Below are 15,982 nucleotides of genomic sequence, written 5' to 3'. Positions count from 1 at the left end.
AAAGGCACAGCTAAAATTAGCTGTGCCTTGTTAATTCAGGCAGCTGAATATCACATAATCAGTCTGAGTAAATCACTGCGCCCTGCCCTCAATTTGCAGGCTAAATGGACGATGGAAAATACAACCGCCATGAGCAAAGAAATGGTCTTATGACGCGTAACAAACTTCCTCACATTGTGCTTTAATTCATACCTGACATTTTTTCGCACATGGTTATCATGCATTTTATCCAGAGTATCATGGCTTTTATTGAGGGAAACCGGGTGCTGTCGATCAGCTTCAGTCTCCTGTTGCTGGTTTTGGCCGGGATGGTCACGCACCTGCTCTGCAAGTTCTTCATTGTCAGAGTGATGAGAAGAGTCTTTTTCAGCAGCCATAAACAGGGCGTTCCGCTGGATAAAGATGTGCGTCTCTCGCAGAAGCTGTCGAATTTTGTGCCGGTCATTGTGGTTTACAACTTCCTGCAGTTTATGCCGGACCTGCCGGGAAATCTGAAAGTGGCCATTCAGACCATCTGCGGCATTCTGTTTTTTATCTATCTGTCGATCTTTTTCAACGAAGTGCTGGAGATTGTTAATAGCTCCTATTCGCGCAAATCGAAACGCAAGAATCACTCGATCAAAGGCTATATTCAGATTGGCAAAATCCTGGTGCATATCATTGCCGCGATCATGATCCTGGCGATTATGTCTAACAAGTCACCGGCCATTATTATCTCCTCGCTGGGTGCGGTCGCCGCAGTGCTGATGCTGATTTTCCAGCACACCCTTCTGTCACTGGTGGCGAATATTCAGATCTCGTCCAACGATGTTCTGCAACTGGGCGACTGGATTGAGATGCCTGACAGAAATATCAGTGGTGAGGTTATCGATATTGCCCTGCATACCATTACCATGCGCAACTGGGATAACACCATTTCACGCATCCCGACCAAGAATTTCCTCACCGAGACCTACACCAACTGGCAGGCGATGTTCTCCTCGGGCGCGCGCCGTATTATGCGCAGCTTTTATCTCGATCAGAAGTCGATAACCTTTGTCAGTCAGGAGATGCTACAGGCGATGAGCCAGATCCGCATTGCCAGCGATTCCATTACTGAGCTGCTGGATGGACGTGATATCAGCGCGGTCGGCGAGCGCTGGTTTATGGAAAACGGTATCACCAACCTGATGGTATTCCGTAAATTCCTGACCGCCTGGCTGGCTCAGCGAGAGGATATTAAAAAAGAGATGTATATCGTTGTGCGCCCGCTAAAACCCTCGCCGGATGGTTTGCCGGTAGAGGTCTACTGCTTTACCTCATCTATCTTCTGGGCCGATTATGAAAATACTCAGGCGGCGATTTTTGAGTATATCTATGCGATGGCCCGCCACTTTGAACTGCAGATATACCAGCATCCGTCTGGCTCCGATTTTGCGCGGCTGGCGCAGCCGCGTACAGAGCGCTCCGATGCCCGCGCAGGTGACCCGCAGTAATCGACGGTGACACCCTGTACGCTGTAAGCCAGACCCGGCGCTCTGGCTGGCTTAACGTCATGAACCCAGGCGGGATCGTTTTATCTGGCGGCCCGCTTGTACCAGGCGCAGAAGATGTCTACTCCTGCCAGTGTTAAAGACGGGAAGCTAGCACAGATAAAATAGCATCGAGAAGCCAATAACTTTATCGTTATCGGTTGCGACCCATGCGCAGCCACTCGCTGCGATCATCCCGGCGACGACACTTTCAGTAATTCCCATTTGCCGCATTTCTTCACGACTCAGGTGATTCTCAGTAACAGCGGTTCTGACGTCGAAAATACTTTTAACATCAGAAGGTTGAGCTTTCCTTGTGCAAATTCCCATAAGGATTTCTCCACGAATAGTAAAAAATAAATACTGGCAAATTTTAGCCCACCCAATCTGTCATTTAATCCGGGATTATGGTTTTCTGGCCCGATCAAAGTTGCTTCATGCTGTATTGGCGTCTAGCCTTACTGCCTGACAAAAAATTACTGTTTTCAACGGTAAGCTTTAAACGATGACCGACTCAATATCAGGAGAAGAGTATGAAATTCTGGATAGCGCTGGCGCTTCTTTTATCTGCGACCTGCATGACTATGGCAGCAGACGGCTGGTTTCCCGGGCCTCAACATGCCGTTGGCAATGATGCTGCCAGTTCCCAACGTACTTATTCCTGACACCTCTGAAGATGACCTGTTCCCATGTTAATTGACGCGGGAACAGGTGAGTAAGGGCATCAGGCCAGAGAATAATTTCGCACTTCCGCTTTTTGCTCAAATCGAATATTGCCACGCGCGCGAGTCCGTTTTGTGCCAGGAGTGGGCCTTCCCCTGATGAAGGTTCAAATGCGCATGATTAAAACATTCCGATAGACAGACTTAAAGGGTTAAGCGCTTTTTTAACCGGAGATAATATGTCATTGCAGAATCTTGAGATCGTGCCTCGCCTGCTGGTGGAAGTTCGCGCAGGCAGGAAGCGTCACACCATTCGATGGCGGGAATGCGAAATTGTCCCGGGCCCTATGCTCTACGTAAACACGCAGGATTCCAGCGACACGGTGATGGTATGTGTCACACACGTTGAAAACATGTCGCTTTCTGATGTTGCAGCCAGGCTTGATAAACGCGAAGAATGGCCGGATGCTGAACTGCTGGAAGGGATGCGTGAGCACTACCCGTCCATAGAAATGGATTCCGGCGTCCAGGTTATCCACCACTCACTGCCTGTGATATAAGAGGGATCTTTACCGCCAGGGCAACGGAAAACAGTATTATGAATCTCACCGTTGCGATCAACCAGTTAGTCAGGTAGCGTTGTTATCCCCTTACCATGTAATATATTTTTCTTATTGTCTGAATTTAGAAATTTTTAGGTGGCACAGGTGAGTACGACGTTATCACTGAACGACCTTGGCCCGCGCATATGCATCATGGGGCCATCAAACAGCGGTAAATCCACACTGGCAAAAGCCATTGCTTCTAAAAGGTCATTACCGTTAATTCATCTGGACCAATTGCATCATTTACCTGATACAAAATGGATCCCCCGTGCACCCGAAGATTTTTATCGGTTACATGAAGAGGCTATTCGTGGGCAACAATGGGTAATCGAGGGCAATTATACAAAATGTATTTATCACCGACTTCAATATGCTACTGGCCTGATACTGCTTAATGTGCCAGTCGCGATCGCGTTACAGCGCTATATACGCCGATGTTACTCATCAACGCCCAGGATCGGTGGTCTGACAATCCAGAAGGAGAATGTGACATGGGAAATGCTTAAATATATTGTGCATATTGCGCCTAAAAATCATGTTGTTCACAGAGAAATTTTTGAGCAGGCAACCATTCCAAAAGTATTATTGGCATCACCTCGTGATATTAATGCCTTCTATCAAAGCTGCGATATTTCCTAATCATGTCAGAGGATGGATCCGCTAATGCTTGCGGCCCTCAGCAGAGAACAAGTCAAAGCTTCATTACACGCGCGTTGCCACCAGAAAGAGCAGTTGAAAATGTATCCAGAGTAGCGGAAAACTATGCCCGTATTTCTACGTCGTTAAGTGAATGAACAGACAGCCGAAGGCACATATAACATGATAAAGAAAATTTTTATGCTGGCGATGGTAGCCAATATGGCAGCAGGTTGCGCACCGTTACACCCTGCTGGATGCCATAAAACCACTGCCACGGGTAGTTGTGGCTCTGGTAATTGGGATGATCAAGATGAGTGGGGTACGCAAGCACGGGCTATCAGAACAGCAATAACGGATCAACTTGATGAGCCACAACGCTGGAAAGGCAAAAAATGCAGGGTGCATATTGAATTTGCGCAAAATGGTACGGCTTTAAAAGTATCTACCAGTTACGGCAATAAGGCTTACTGTGAAGCACTAAAATCAGCCGCTCAGAAAGCCAAATTCCCGGCATTTACTCATCAAGAGGTATACCGCGACTTTCAAAAATCCCGTTTTGATATAGACGGTTAGCGCATTTTATACCTGCTACGTACTATCATAACTAAGGCTACAAAGACTTCAGGACTATGGAAAGCGGTGCGGTCATAGCCGTCAAGTAAGCAATGCTTCAATATCATTTGCCATTATTGCCATCATATTCTGCGTGATCTTTTCCACCGGCCAATTCCACCATGCCAGCTTTTCCAGTGTCACTATAGTTTCATCTGGAAAGCGTTTTTTAATCACTTTTGCAGGATTGCCACCCACGATAGCATAGGCTGGAACATCAGCAGTGACGACCGAACGTGAGGAAATTATCGCTCCGTTGCCAATCATCACGCCAGGCATAATCAGAGCTTCATACCCTATCCATACATCGTTACCAATCACGGTGTCGCCTTTGTAGGGTAACTCATCCGTTTGTGGAGTAGCTTTTTCCCATCCGTTCCCGAAGATATAAAATGGGAAGGTTGAGAATCCGGACATTTTGTGGTTTGCCCCATTCATTATAAATTTAACGCCTTTGGCTATGGCGCAAAAATTACCAATGATTAATTTGTCCCCAATAAAAGGAAAATGATAAAGGACGTTCCGTTCAAAATTTTCCGAGTCCTCGGGATCGTCGTAGTAGGTGAAATCACCCACTATGATATTAGGATTTTTTATCGTATTTTTAATGAAGCAAATCTGAGGAAATCCTTTCATAGGATGTGTGCTGTAGGGATCGGGTCCGTGCATAACGCCTCCTGAAATGAATAATTCTGTTGCGTCGAGGATAACACACCCTGTTTTCAAGCGTGCAGAAGCGAACACAGCGCATTATTCGGGATACGTGAATAACTTACCTGATGAGCCGCAGCCCTTTCGAAACAATTCTATTGAATTCTTCGCAGCCGGAGTGCTCAGTCTTTGTACAACATGCGACATGTTTCAGTCCCCGACTTAACAGCCGGAGTTTACGGATAGTGTCGTCAGTCTCTTTTGCACGTTGCAGAAGCTGCAAGCGGTCTAATGAAAGTGCGCCTTCTGAACTAAACATTGTGGCTATTTCACTCAGAGAAAATCCCGCAGCCTGCCCAAGCGAAATCAGCTGCAGTTTATTAATCACATTTTCATTGTACTGTCTTCTTAGACCATTACGCCCAACAGGTTTGATAAGTCCTTTCTTCTCGTAATAGCGCAACGCCGACGGGGTAATGCCCGTAAGGTCAGCGACGTGCCTGATATCCAGTTCCTTCATGGTTGACTTAAACCTCACTTTAAGTTGCACACTGACGATTATGTCATTGAACAGAAGGAATACACTGTGGATATCATTATTTTTTTTAAAATTGTTATAGCAGGAACAGGCGCAACACTGGCCATGGATACCTGGTCACTGTTTCAAAAACGCGTTTTAAAAATCCCGCCGTTGAATTATGCGCTGGTCGGTCGCTGGATTTTAGGGATCCCACACGGCAAATTCAGACACCACACTATCCTTTCAACGTCACCGGTACGTGGAGAATATCTTACTGGCTGGGTGTTTCATTATTTAACAGGAATACTCTTTGCCATTATCCCGCTTTTACTTAGTGCAATAAACTGGTTCCATGAGCCGTCTCTTATCGTCGGCGTATTGACAGGTTTGTTAACGTTGATTGCTCCATTCTTAATTTTGCAACCCGCGCTGGGCTTTGGCATCGCTGCCAGTCGCACACCTCGTCCATGGCTGGCGCGTCTATTGAGCCTGTTGACGCATCTTGCCTACGGTATTGGATTATACGGCGTCACTTTTTTTATGGCGTTAGCATCGCGCCTTTATTGAGCTGCACTTGCATCAGAACGCCCGCGTTTTTTGCCTGGAACGTTGCACTTTCAAATGATCAAGGCGGCGCACAGGCTTCCCGTTCACGCCGCCTCCTTTGATAACTGCCGGGTTAATAACAGGATGCTGATGACATCATCCGTCATCAGCACGGCATGTTCTGCCCACCTTCTCAGGTCAACCCACCACAATATCGCCACTTCTGTCAGCGTCTTACCATAGGCGCAGGCTATAGTGACTGCCGAAAAGATCAATTCAGTAATGTCTGCTATATGTCAGGAGTGGACGTTAAGCTAATCAGTAATATGCCGATCCGGCTGGATAATACGCTTAGCCAGTTTCTTTTGCAGAATAATAACGATAACTGGGAACCCTGATGCGGAAATTGCACATACCGACAGCAACGTGTTCATATTTTGTGGTGCCATGCCGCGATCGGGGAACAGAAAAGCAGACAGAAAAAATGCGACGGTGGTAATCAGATACATTATTGATGTCTGCAATGAAGAGAATCCGGCCCGTTGGCCGTTATCAGGAAACTGAATCGTAAGCGCTGAAGATGAAACCAGACGACTGTAAGCGGCACCGAGAAATACCGTAATAAACAACGCCGTATGCTTATCACCGAAGGTGGGTATTAACAAGCTCAGAATAAAGACGCTGGTTGACCCTGTAGCCAGAGCTAAAGCAGAAAAGCGAGAGGTTAACATGCCAGTGATTTTTGTAGACAGATAACCTGCAACTCCCCCGATTAAGAACAACCAGGGCAACAGGTCTTGTGAAACGCCCAACTGCTGGATCAACAATGGTACCAGGACGGGAATGACCAGCATCGGACTAAACTGTACAAACGCATTAGTGGAGGCGAAGAGTAAAGTATCCACATTGAGAGGAAGCGTGTGTAGCGTGTCGGAAGAAATCGAATCCCGGGGTATGATGAATACAATCAGCGGCAATGCCAATAAACAGAATGTACTGATTAACCACAACGCGACATGCCAGCCATAATGTGTAGACAAAAATAATATCGTGGGCATTCCTGCAATGCTTACCATCGAAAAGGACGCAATTACCGTCGCCAGCATTTTTCCACGCAACTCAGCCGGTGCATTGTTTATCACTATACTTATACCCACCCCCATTGTCGTACCGCCTACCAGACCTGCACAAAATCGTAGTGCCAGCAGAAGACTAAAACTTGAGGTGAAAGTCGTCAAAAATGTCAGTAGCCCTAATAGCACCATGTTGGTAATTAAAAAACGGTTTTTATTGAAATGACCAATCCAGTAAAAGGCGATAACGCCTGAAAGTACTGCACCAGACGTGTACATACCTGACACATAGCCGGAAAATGATACGGGAACTGCGAAATCGGCTGCCATAAATGCAAAAATAGGGTTGAACATCATATATTCCAGCGCATTAGTGAACTGCATAAAAGCCATTACCATGGCTATCCGCATAAGGGCTTTATGGTTAAACGTTTTTGTGACCAGTGGCATAGCAAGCAACCTGTGGATGAAAGATGTCCCAGTTTAACTGCTATCAATCGTGTCGATTAGATGGTAAAAGTTGCACTTATTATTATCATATATGGGATAGTTGATGCGTCCGGCTCTTGATTTTTTTAGTCTGAAAGTGTTCATTGCTGTGGTGGATAGAGAAAGTTTTGTTGGGGCATCTAAAGTCCTTGAAATGCCAACATCAAATGTTAGCCGTTGTATTGCCCAGTTAGAAGAAAAGCTGAATCTTCAGCTCATTGAACGCAGTACCCGACATATGAAACTTACCCAGGCTGGACACTTACTCTATACCCGGGCAAAGCCATTACTGGAGGCGCTTGAGCAAACTGAGACAGAATTAACGTTGCGTCAAATGCAACTCAAGGGTCCATTACGTATCTGTATTCCCAATGAAGCAGGTCCTGCCTTGCTGGGTTCTGTTATTGCCGATTTCGCCTGTCAGTACCCGGACCTGGAGATCAGCTGTGTCACAAATTTTTCAGGCCTCGAATCTCTACGAGATGATCTGGATTTAGCGATCATTATTACTCGTGGTTTGATGGATAACAGCGACTACATAGCCCGTCATCTGATGACGATACCCTGCACCATTGTTGCAGCCCCCTCCGTCATTCAGCGCTATGGCACGCCTTCTCGTATTCAGCAATTTGAAGGATTACCCTGCATTACAACAGTAAGCGCACTGAAAGGTACTCCGTGGCAGTTTGTTAATAAGAAAGGGGGATTCGAGACAATTAAAGTTAACGGGCATTATCGGGTAAACAGCGGGGAGATGGCAGGTTGCGCTGCGGTAGCAGGTGTTGGTTTTGCCATTCTTTCGAAGCAAGCCTGCCAATCCTACATTCGCGATGGGCGGTTAATCGAAATTGAGTTTGAACAATCAGCAGCGCCACTACAGTTATTCGCACTTTATTCAGATCGGCGTTACTTGCCTGCTAAAACAAGAGCGCTCATTGATTTCATGCATCAGAAATTGGACGGGGGTCAGTTAAAAACTCCCTGAAGCGGATATTCTCTAAGTCTTTATTTATCTATCTGAGGATAGTAAAACTCGAAGCATAGTCATGAAAGCACGCAAAAAGCATGATGCATTTTTTCAATTTTTCCCGAAAACGCCTCGTACAGGCCAGTATTGAGCTGAAATGACCAATGAAGATCAAGGGAACTAATATGTGCAAAAAGGAGATTGTATACACAGAAAATGATGCCTACTTCATGCCGCAAATTCACATGTCGTAAGTCTTATTTATTAAAGGATAAAAGACGTGATTGATTTCATCCGCTTTATTGATCGTTTTGAGCAGCTTAAATCCTCATCACCTTGCTCCAGTAATATTATCGAAAGTCGAATCAATGATTTATATATCAGAGTGTACGAGCCAAAAACGGTTGTGGATGAGGTTTTGATCGTATACCACGGTGGCGGGGTCAACGCAGATGCAGGCTATGACATTCTCGCACGGCATTTGAGCCACGATTTGAAAATTTGTGTTTGTCTTGTAGACATCCGTGGACATGGCCGTTCGGCAGGGATCAGGGGTGATGCTTCAAGCCCGGCTCAAATCTGGCGTGACGTTGATGCCGTCATAGATTACTTTCGCATCTCTAATGCTGATGCCAGGATTCATCTTCTTGGTCACTCCAGTGGCGCAGGCATGCTGATAAATTACCTCACTCAACACCCCGCATCGCGGACGATTGAAAGCCTGTTTCTGCTTGCCCCAGCGTTAGGGCCTTTTGCACCATCGAATCTAAACAGAGATTATTCCGTTCCTTTTGCATCCATAAATCGTTGGGCCTTCATTATCAATGGAATGAGCGCCGGTTTTCTTTGTGGACGTCGTACTGGAGTAAAACTGAATTTCCCCAATGATATTATTCATGCGAGGCCTGATTTTGTTCAACGCTATAGCGTAAATATGGCTAATGCTCTTACTCCGGGTGATCCCGTAAGTCAGCTAAAAGCGCTTTCTGTTCCAGTAACCGTCATGCTTGCTGAGCAAGATGAACTCTTTGATGTCAGTCGAATGGATGCGTTTTTCAGGCGCTGCGGGAATCAGAATTTAAGCAGTCGAGTTGTTGAGGGTAGCACGCATCTCGACTGTCTTTTCGCGTTAACGGATATCGTCAGAGAACACTTCACGGGGCTGGCTTCAATAACGCATGAGAAGTAAGAGATGTATTTCAGATCAACGGGTAACAAAGGCGCGTTGAAGCAGGATGTCTTCAAGTCAAAAAAGGGGAGCCATGACCTGAATTGGTGCTACTTGTTACGCTGGCGTCAACGGTGGCCAGCCAGGTGTTTGACCACTCCGGTTGGCAGAATACGTTTGCTATAAGTGGCAGGCGACTTACCGCTGCCGCTGTATGGCCTTTTCATCTCATCTCAGAAAACCAGCGCGGCGTAATGATGTGCCAGCAGATGATATTTTGCTCACAGCGGAAGCGGCTGATTCAATAAGACATTAGTTAGCGAGGGCCTGGATTATTTATCAGCCTTCAACCCCAGCACAAAAGGCACCGAGTCCCGCAGCGATGGATTGACGGTGCCGCTGTGATCGAGCCCCGGATAAAGATGTTCACTCACCTGGGTGCCCGCCGCGCGGACGTCGTGAGCAAACTGCTTCTGCATTGCCGTGGGCACGTTAATGTCATTACTCCCAATACCGATAAACACCGGGTGTTTAAGATGAAGCGTTGGGTATGCAAGTGAACTGATGGCGGCATTGAGCGGCGCTTCAATACCGGGCTTGAGGCTGTTGCTCATCGTCAGTTTTTCTTGCATAACACGTTCAGTTAATGGCGTGATGCACAGGTTTTTCGCCTCTTCAAGAAGATCAAGGGCTGCCGTCTGGAAATAATCTGTCGCTTTCAGGGTTGGATCCCGGTCTTTTGCAGAGTGATAAAGATAGAATGCATAAGGGATTTTCGGGTCGCCGGTTGCAGGTTTCTCCTCACCGTTATTGATAAACAGACTGGATACCTGATTTTGTGCATTGAAATAAGGCGTACCGGTAAGTACGGTACCGATGATATTGAGTTCCGGGGCGTAGTCAGGTTGATACCCGGCAGCAGAAAAGGCGGCATGAGCGCCCTGCGATTGCCCCACCAGTATCAGTTCATTTTTTAGTGGGAACGCTGTCATCGCTGCGCGTACGCTATCAAGCGTGCTCCATGCTTCAGCGCGGGCATCCAGATAGTGGTGTAATCCGGCAGAGCCCAGCCCTGGATAGTCTGGGGCAACAATGGCGTACCCCAGTGACAGCCAGGTGTTGAGGTACTGGCTGTCACGTGCGGTACGTGGATTAAGAGAAGGCGCACAGTCATGGGCAATACCGACGGTGCCGTGGGTCCACACGATCACGGGCCAGCCGCCTTCTGGCACAGGACCTTCAGGCAAGTAAACCGCGGCACTGTCGGTGCGCACCCCTTTTCCCTTTACACCATCCTGCGAGCGGTATTCCAGACGATACTGGCTGGCGGCTTCTTGTAATCCTGCCGCCTGCGCCAATTCGGTTTGCGTCACCACCTGCCCCGTTTCGACGGCAAATGCCCCCTCTACGGGGATCAGCAGTAAACAGGCTAGAAGGCTTTTTCTGAGCGACTTAGTGACATTTTTCATTAATAAATTCCTGATTAATTTCTCTATTGACCACACTATTTTAAGTGGCTGAAAAAGAACCGTAGATGAACGAAAAGATTAAAATGCTAATCGTGGGAGAAATCCTGCTACCCGCTGCGCGGATGATCACTCCGTGGTACTGGCTGCCTGGGTGATGTCTCCCATCACAAACGCCAGATTGGCTGCGGCTATCAGTACCGCAGTACGCGCGTCAGTCTCTGCCTGACGGGCAGTCAATAAATTATTGGCGGCTTCACTGGCCACGGTGACTGTACCAACACCCTGCCTGTAGGCGTCGAGGGCCGCATCGTAGGTTACCACCGCGGTATTAACCAGATTGATGGCGGCCTTATTGGCGGCAGAAGCGGACTGCAACACATCGGCTGCCACGACAATTTCCCGGGCCGCAGCGTCATGCGTCTTTTTAAAGGTTTCGTTTGCCGAGTCGGCCCGTGACCGGGCGGCCTGGACGCGTATTGCACGCATTCCCCCGTCGTACAGCGGCACCGTTACGCCTATCAGGATATTTGACGCCGAGGTTTGTTGCCCAATAGCAGGTAACCCCTGAATATCGAACTGGCCGTGGCCGCTGGCTAAGGCCCCCGCCAGATAAATTTTGGGCAAATAGTCGGCCTGAGCTGCGCTAATGCCTTTTTTAGCCGCCAGCGCTAATGAATAACTCGCTAAAATATCGGGCCGCTGAGCCAGCGCCTGTTCAATGACCGCCCGGGACGGCGGAACCACCGGTTTAAGCGTCTTATTGTAGGCAGGAAAATCAACGTTTATTCGGGTATCGGCCGGGATACCCAGCGCGGCATAAAGCCCCTGGCGGGCTTCACTTTCGCTATTATTGGCAAGCACCCGGTTTAACTCTGCCTGGGCAACTATCTGCCTGGTCTGCGCCAGTTCGACGACAGTAGCCACCCCCTGACGCCGCCGCGCTTCCACTGCCTCCAGGATTTTCTGGCTGTTGGCTAACATCTCAGCGGTGTTGGCGCTGCGGGATCGGGCTGCGCCATACTGATAATAAGTGCGCATTACATCGAAAATAATTTTTTGATGTACGCCGTTAAAGCCCATATTGGCGGCAAAAGAGACATGTTCAGCCGCATCCTTAATAGCCTGCCGCTGGCCAAAATCAAATAGCAGCCACTGAAGAACCAGGGCTGGCACTACCTGATGAGAATTGGTCTTTAAGGTGTCGCGCTCCCCGAGGGTATAGGGTAACGGTGTACGCGTATGCTGATATCCGCCCACTACGCTTGCGGTGATCATGGGTAAAAAGATGGACTCGGTTAATCCTACCGCGAAAGCCGCCTGCCGGGCCTGTTGCCAGGCAATACGGGTATCAGGATTATTTAATTGTGCCACATTGATCAACTCAGCCAGAGAGTAGGCATGTGTCGTATCAATGGTCGGCTGAGCCGGGTCCAGCGTCACTGCTGAGGATGGCGGTGGCGTAAATTCTGCCGAAGACGGTGGCACCTGCCATGGTACAGAAGACGAGGAAGGCGCACGATCCGCAGAGTCCGTTACGCAGCCATTCAGGATAAGCGCTATGCCCACGACAGCCGTCAGCCGGGCCGGGGCTTTGCTCATCATATACTGGAGCCAGCTCATTTTAATAATCTCTTAAGTTTCTGAAAGTTATGTTCTATTCTGGGATTTTCGTTACAGGCACCCGGCTGGCAATCGCCTGCGGTCGGTGCTGCATTAACCACCGGTGAAGCATCGTCAGGCAAAGCGGTCGTATCGTCGGAATCGGTATACGGCTGGATCAGCGCACTCAGGCGCAGCCGTTCATGGTGATTATTCTGCTGGGAGATAAACAGGGCGCGTCCGGTATCATTCAATACCGCCAGTATTTTTATCAGCCGTTGGTGTTCCTCTGCCCCAGGCCGTAAGTGCTTGGGTTCGAATGGCATCAATTGCAGGGTACTGCGCGCGCTGGCTATCTCTTGCTCGATACGCGCGGTTTGCATCGCGCATTGCATTCGCTCTGCGGTGGGGGTAGCCGCAAGGGTGGCTAATGCGTTCAGAGCCGCATGAATACGTTTACCCACAGCATCCACAATAGACGCAGGCCAGATCAGGCTGAAAATAAGATAGATAACCAGATTGCCCATCAGGATGCCCATAATTCTTCCGCTGGCAGGCGTCAGATCGTCGCCTGGTGAAAATCCATGTAGCACGGTTAATAAGAAGGCAAGACCAATCTGGATCCCACAGTAGGCAATGCGCTCATCGCCCGTTGAAACCCAGGCTGACAACGTTAAAACCAGAAATACCAGAATCATGAGCTGACCAATATCGCTCATGGCGGGTACCACAAATACCAGAGAGACAATGCCCAGTCCGGCCCCAATCAAACAACCGATAATCCGCAGCGTTAGCTTATGTGCCGTTTCGCCGGCAGTGCCGAGCGCCACCACGTAACAGGTGATCATTGCAGTATGAATATCCTGCCAGTCCATGATGGTGTAAGCCGCATAACAGATGACGCTGGCCAGAGTCGTTTTCAGGGCAAAATAGCAGTAGCGGGGATTGATCAGGGCGTCTTTCGCCATGAAGGACGTTTTAGCTGCTGAAGGCAGCGGACCCGAATGCGCTGAAGTAAGAGCGACAATGGCAGACGCAATTTCACTTGCCGGCCTGTCAGGGGGAGCGACAAAAGGCTCCGGCTGTTGCCGATTGTCGAGGGCGCGCGCGACGTCGCGGCAGGCATCGGCCAGCTGCTGGCGGGAAATATCAGTCAGCGTTTCAGCCTGCTCGGCAACGCCCAGCAGCAGACGGTAACTATTGTGGACTGCCGCCGTCAGCCAGATATTTTCGCTACCGCGCCCCAGATGCAGGCGCCGGATCAACATGGCCCGCTGTTCGTTATCTGCCTGACCTTCTGCCAGCGCCAGATGCACCGCGTGTAGATGTTCGCTATCGGGCGCGCGCAGCGCGGCTTCTGCTAAGCGTACGCGTTCCGCCAAATTGCCATAGAGAATTTTTACCGGCCAGCGCCCCATCACCAGGTTGAATATGATCAGTAACATCATGGGTGAGGCAACCATCAGCCAGCAGTAGAGAATGGCCCGGGTGGCTAACTCGCCGTCAGGGGCAACGCCGATAAGTCCCATAATAAAGGCAATAACCAGGGCAATAATATTACCTACCTCCCCCAGCGCAGAGGCGGCACCCAGCCATAAAAAGAAAAAGGAGCTGCCGATAAGTACCATCATACGCAGCGGAATAGATTCCAGGGTCCAGGGCAGGATCAGGAGAATAATGCCGACTACCAGCGTGACCAGGATAATAATAGCCGCCGCCATTATCATGCTGACCACCCCGTCCGGTTTCATCACAAACAGAATGAGATAACAGCTGATAGCGGACTCAGGAATGCCATAGAACATGGCCACAAAGCTCATCAATGCGCTTAATAGCCCAATCCGCCAGGCGGTGGCGAACCGCCCTGGAAAGGGACCCAGGTCGGCATTAACCTGGCGTAGCGTGCGCTTTAACATGTTACTGGCAATCATCCTGGCTTCGTACAGTCACAGTAGCCGTTGCTCCCACGCGCATTAATTCTGCCACCGGCTTATCGATGACAATACGCACCGGGAAACGTTGCTCAACCCGGACCCAGTTGAGCGATTTTGGTACGTAGGGCAGGCTGCGCGGCAGATTGATCTGGTCCTGGGAGATTACGCCCCAGCCGATGCCCTGCACCCGGCCTGTCATCATCGTACGGCGGTCCTGCATGGCGTACACCGTGGCGCAGTCACCAATCCTGATGTGGGGTAACTCGGTTTCCCGGTAGTAGGCAGATGCATACCAGCGCTGGCTATCAATCAGCGTAAAAATAGACTGATTGGGCAGTACGTTTTCTCCCGCAGCGATATTTAGCCCTACGACTAAGCCATCGTGAGGGGCGCGAATAACGGTATCGGCAAGCTGTTTTTCGGCAATGGCCAGCGCAGCGCGGCGTGCCCGTACCAGAGCCTGGGAGGCATCGGTATTACTTACCAGCGCATCCGCAGCAACATTCTGTTTTTTTGCCTGCTGCAGCATAATTTCAGCATTACGTTTTGCCGTCGCCGCATCATCAAGCTGCTGGCGGGTGACATAGCCTTTGGCCTCCAGCGGCTGCAAGCGGGCGAGCGTCTGGGTAGCCAGGTTGAGGTTTGCCTGGGCGCTGCTTATCTGATCCTGAGTAATACCGGAGTTAGAGCGCTCGGCCACTACCGTGCGGTGCTGGGTGCTCATCGTGGCTTCTGCTATTTCTAAATCGGCGCGGGCCTGGTCCACCGCCATCTGATAGATGTAAGGGTCGAGAGTAAAAAGGACGTCGCCTTTTTTAACCCGCCCGTTTTCCACCGCATTCAGTATAATAATGCGCCCTGGTACGGAACTGCTGATATTAACAATATTGGCATTAAGTACCGCATCTTCAGATAGCGGGTTAAGCCGGCTGGTTTTTAGGGTTAGCCAGCCGAAGAAGCAGGCCGCCAGAATAATGACTGCGGCAATAACGAGGGCTATTTTGCGTTTGATTGCGGAGTGTTTTATAGTGGCCATCATAAAGCCTATAAAAAGAATAACGAAAAAATAAAAGTCAGCGTCAGCATCAGACAGAAATAGACCACCAGCCGGACAGGCATGACATCATCTATTCCCCATTTGATAAATACAACGCGAATAACAATGGTCAGGATCAGGGCCAGGGCAACGCAGAATATCCAGTAAGGAACAAACGAACCTATAAGGGATAAAGCGGGTGCCCCGGCCTGCACACAGCCTGTCAGACTCGCCACCATGCTGAAGAGTAATGCATGCAAGGCGGCACGCCCTGGCGTAATCACCGGACCATATTTTTGAAAAAATGCTAACTGGCGAACCATCGGTTCAGCTCCTTGACCACAACTCATCGCGCGGGTTAAACATACTCGCCAGGTGCTATATAAGGGTAGAGCGTTATATATACCTGCAAACGGGCACTTAAAACGTACTTTGCTACCGATAAATGCCAGCACCAGGATAAATCTTTAGGAAAGTCATACAGAACCTGGCAACACCAGC

Annotated in this window: 17 protein-coding genes; 8 read left to right on the top strand and 9 right to left on the bottom strand. The window is 49.2% G+C overall.

Annotated features, from left to right (window positions below):
• Positions 1 to 50: 50 nt before the first annotated feature.
• A complete protein-coding gene (locus AC791_RS20785; protein WP_228136915.1) occupies positions 51 to 377 on the bottom strand; it encodes a hypothetical protein in 327 nt (108 codons plus the stop codon).
• 27 nt (positions 378 to 404) lie between these two features.
• Between AC791_RS20785 and AC791_RS10565 the strand changes: the two genes are divergently transcribed.
• The 5 genes from AC791_RS10565 to AC791_RS10545 all read left to right on the top strand — a co-directional run bounded on the left by AC791_RS10565 (position 405) and on the right by AC791_RS10545 (position 3,990).
• A complete protein-coding gene (locus AC791_RS10565; protein ID WP_416202293.1) occupies positions 405 to 1,475 on the top strand; it encodes a mechanosensitive ion channel family protein in 1,071 nt (356 codons plus the stop codon).
• A 569-nt stretch (positions 1,476 to 2,044) separates the two neighbouring features.
• Positions 2,045 to 2,176: a hypothetical protein gene (locus AC791_RS20860; RefSeq protein WP_265597048.1), complete on the top strand. Its 132-nt coding sequence runs from the start codon at positions 2,045 to 2,047 to the stop codon at positions 2,174 to 2,176.
• Positions 2,177 to 2,412: 236 nt separating this feature from the next.
• Positions 2,413 to 2,733 (top strand): ASCH domain-containing protein, encoded by a 321-nt coding sequence (locus AC791_RS10555; RefSeq protein ID WP_077264623.1) that lies wholly within the window; start codon positions 2,413 to 2,415, stop codon positions 2,731 to 2,733.
• Positions 2,734 to 2,880: 147 nt separating this feature from the next.
• Positions 2,881 to 3,417: an AAA family ATPase gene (locus AC791_RS19770; protein ID WP_077264655.1), complete on the top strand. Its 537-nt coding sequence runs from the start codon at positions 2,881 to 2,883 to the stop codon at positions 3,415 to 3,417.
• Positions 3,418 to 3,597: 180 nt separating this feature from the next.
• Positions 3,598 to 3,990 carry a cell envelope integrity TolA C-terminal domain-containing protein gene (locus AC791_RS10545; protein WP_228136897.1) on the top strand — a complete coding sequence of 131 codons (393 nt, stop codon included), beginning with the start codon at positions 3,598 to 3,600 and terminating at the stop codon, positions 3,988 to 3,990.
• A gap of 81 nt (positions 3,991 to 4,071) precedes the next feature.
• Here the strand turns inward: AC791_RS10545 and AC791_RS10540 are convergent, their stop codons facing one another.
• Both AC791_RS10540 and AC791_RS10535 read right to left on the bottom strand, forming a co-directional pair.
• A complete protein-coding gene (locus AC791_RS10540; RefSeq protein WP_049840398.1) occupies positions 4,072 to 4,698 on the bottom strand; it encodes a Vat family streptogramin A O-acetyltransferase in 627 nt (208 codons plus the stop codon).
• Positions 4,699 to 4,801: 103 nt separating this feature from the next.
• Entirely contained in the window at positions 4,802 to 5,200 is a 399-nt protein-coding gene (locus tag AC791_RS10535) for a MerR family transcriptional regulator (protein WP_049840397.1), read from the bottom strand.
• A gap of 66 nt (positions 5,201 to 5,266) precedes the next feature.
• On the opposite strand from AC791_RS10535, the gene AC791_RS10530 reads away from it, so the two are divergent.
• A complete protein-coding gene (locus AC791_RS10530; protein WP_049840396.1) occupies positions 5,267 to 5,767 on the top strand; it encodes a DUF2938 domain-containing protein in 501 nt (166 codons plus the stop codon).
• 293 nt (positions 5,768 to 6,060) lie between these two features.
• Here AC791_RS10530 and AC791_RS10525 read toward each other — a convergent pair whose 3' ends face one another.
• Positions 6,061 to 7,269 carry an MFS transporter gene (locus tag AC791_RS10525; protein ID WP_049840395.1) on the bottom strand — a complete coding sequence of 403 codons (1,209 nt, stop codon included), beginning with the start codon at positions 7,267 to 7,269 and terminating at the stop codon, positions 6,061 to 6,063.
• Positions 7,270 to 7,372: 103 nt separating this feature from the next.
• Between AC791_RS10525 and AC791_RS10520 the strand changes: the two genes are divergently transcribed.
• A complete protein-coding gene (locus tag AC791_RS10520; protein ID WP_049840394.1) occupies positions 7,373 to 8,293 on the top strand; it encodes a LysR family transcriptional regulator in 921 nt (306 codons plus the stop codon).
• A gap of 262 nt (positions 8,294 to 8,555) precedes the next feature.
• Positions 8,556 to 9,464, top strand: a complete 909-nt coding sequence (locus tag AC791_RS10515) for an alpha/beta hydrolase (RefSeq protein WP_049840393.1) — start codon at positions 8,556 to 8,558, stop codon at positions 9,462 to 9,464.
• A 311-nt stretch (positions 9,465 to 9,775) separates the two neighbouring features.
• Here AC791_RS10515 and AC791_RS10510 read toward each other — a convergent pair whose 3' ends face one another.
• The 5 genes from AC791_RS10510 to AC791_RS20780 form a co-directional block, all read right to left on the bottom strand.
• Positions 9,776 to 10,912, bottom strand: a complete 1,137-nt coding sequence (locus AC791_RS10510) for an alpha/beta hydrolase (protein WP_049840392.1) — start codon at positions 10,910 to 10,912, stop codon at positions 9,776 to 9,778.
• A gap of 126 nt (positions 10,913 to 11,038) precedes the next feature.
• On the bottom strand, positions 11,039 to 12,514 hold the full coding sequence (locus tag AC791_RS10505; protein WP_049841595.1) for a TolC family protein: 1,476 nt from the start codon (positions 12,512 to 12,514) through the stop codon (positions 11,039 to 11,041).
• Positions 12,515 to 12,528: 14 nt separating this feature from the next.
• A complete protein-coding gene (locus tag AC791_RS10500) occupies positions 12,529 to 14,442 on the bottom strand; it encodes an FUSC family protein (protein ID WP_072094332.1) in 1,914 nt (637 codons plus the stop codon).
• On the bottom strand, positions 14,429 to 15,481 hold the full coding sequence (mdtN, locus tag AC791_RS10495) for a multidrug transporter subunit MdtN (protein ID WP_049841594.1): 1,053 nt from the start codon (positions 15,479 to 15,481) through the stop codon (positions 14,429 to 14,431). Before mdtN ends, AC791_RS10500 begins: the two co-directional genes overlap by 14 nt.
• A gap of 8 nt (positions 15,482 to 15,489) precedes the next feature.
• Positions 15,490 to 15,936, bottom strand: coding sequence for a YtcA family lipoprotein (locus AC791_RS20780; RefSeq protein WP_228136896.1), 447 nt, complete (start codon positions 15,934 to 15,936; stop codon positions 15,490 to 15,492).
• Positions 15,937 to 15,982 lie beyond the last annotated feature (46 nt).

The organism is Klebsiella sp. RIT-PI-d (assembly GCF_001187865.1).
In the GTDB taxonomy this organism is placed as follows: domain Bacteria; phylum Pseudomonadota; class Gammaproteobacteria; order Enterobacterales; family Enterobacteriaceae; genus Superficieibacter.
The sequence above is the reverse complement of the archived record's forward strand: the minus strand, read 5'-3'. Positions and strand labels throughout refer to the sequence as shown.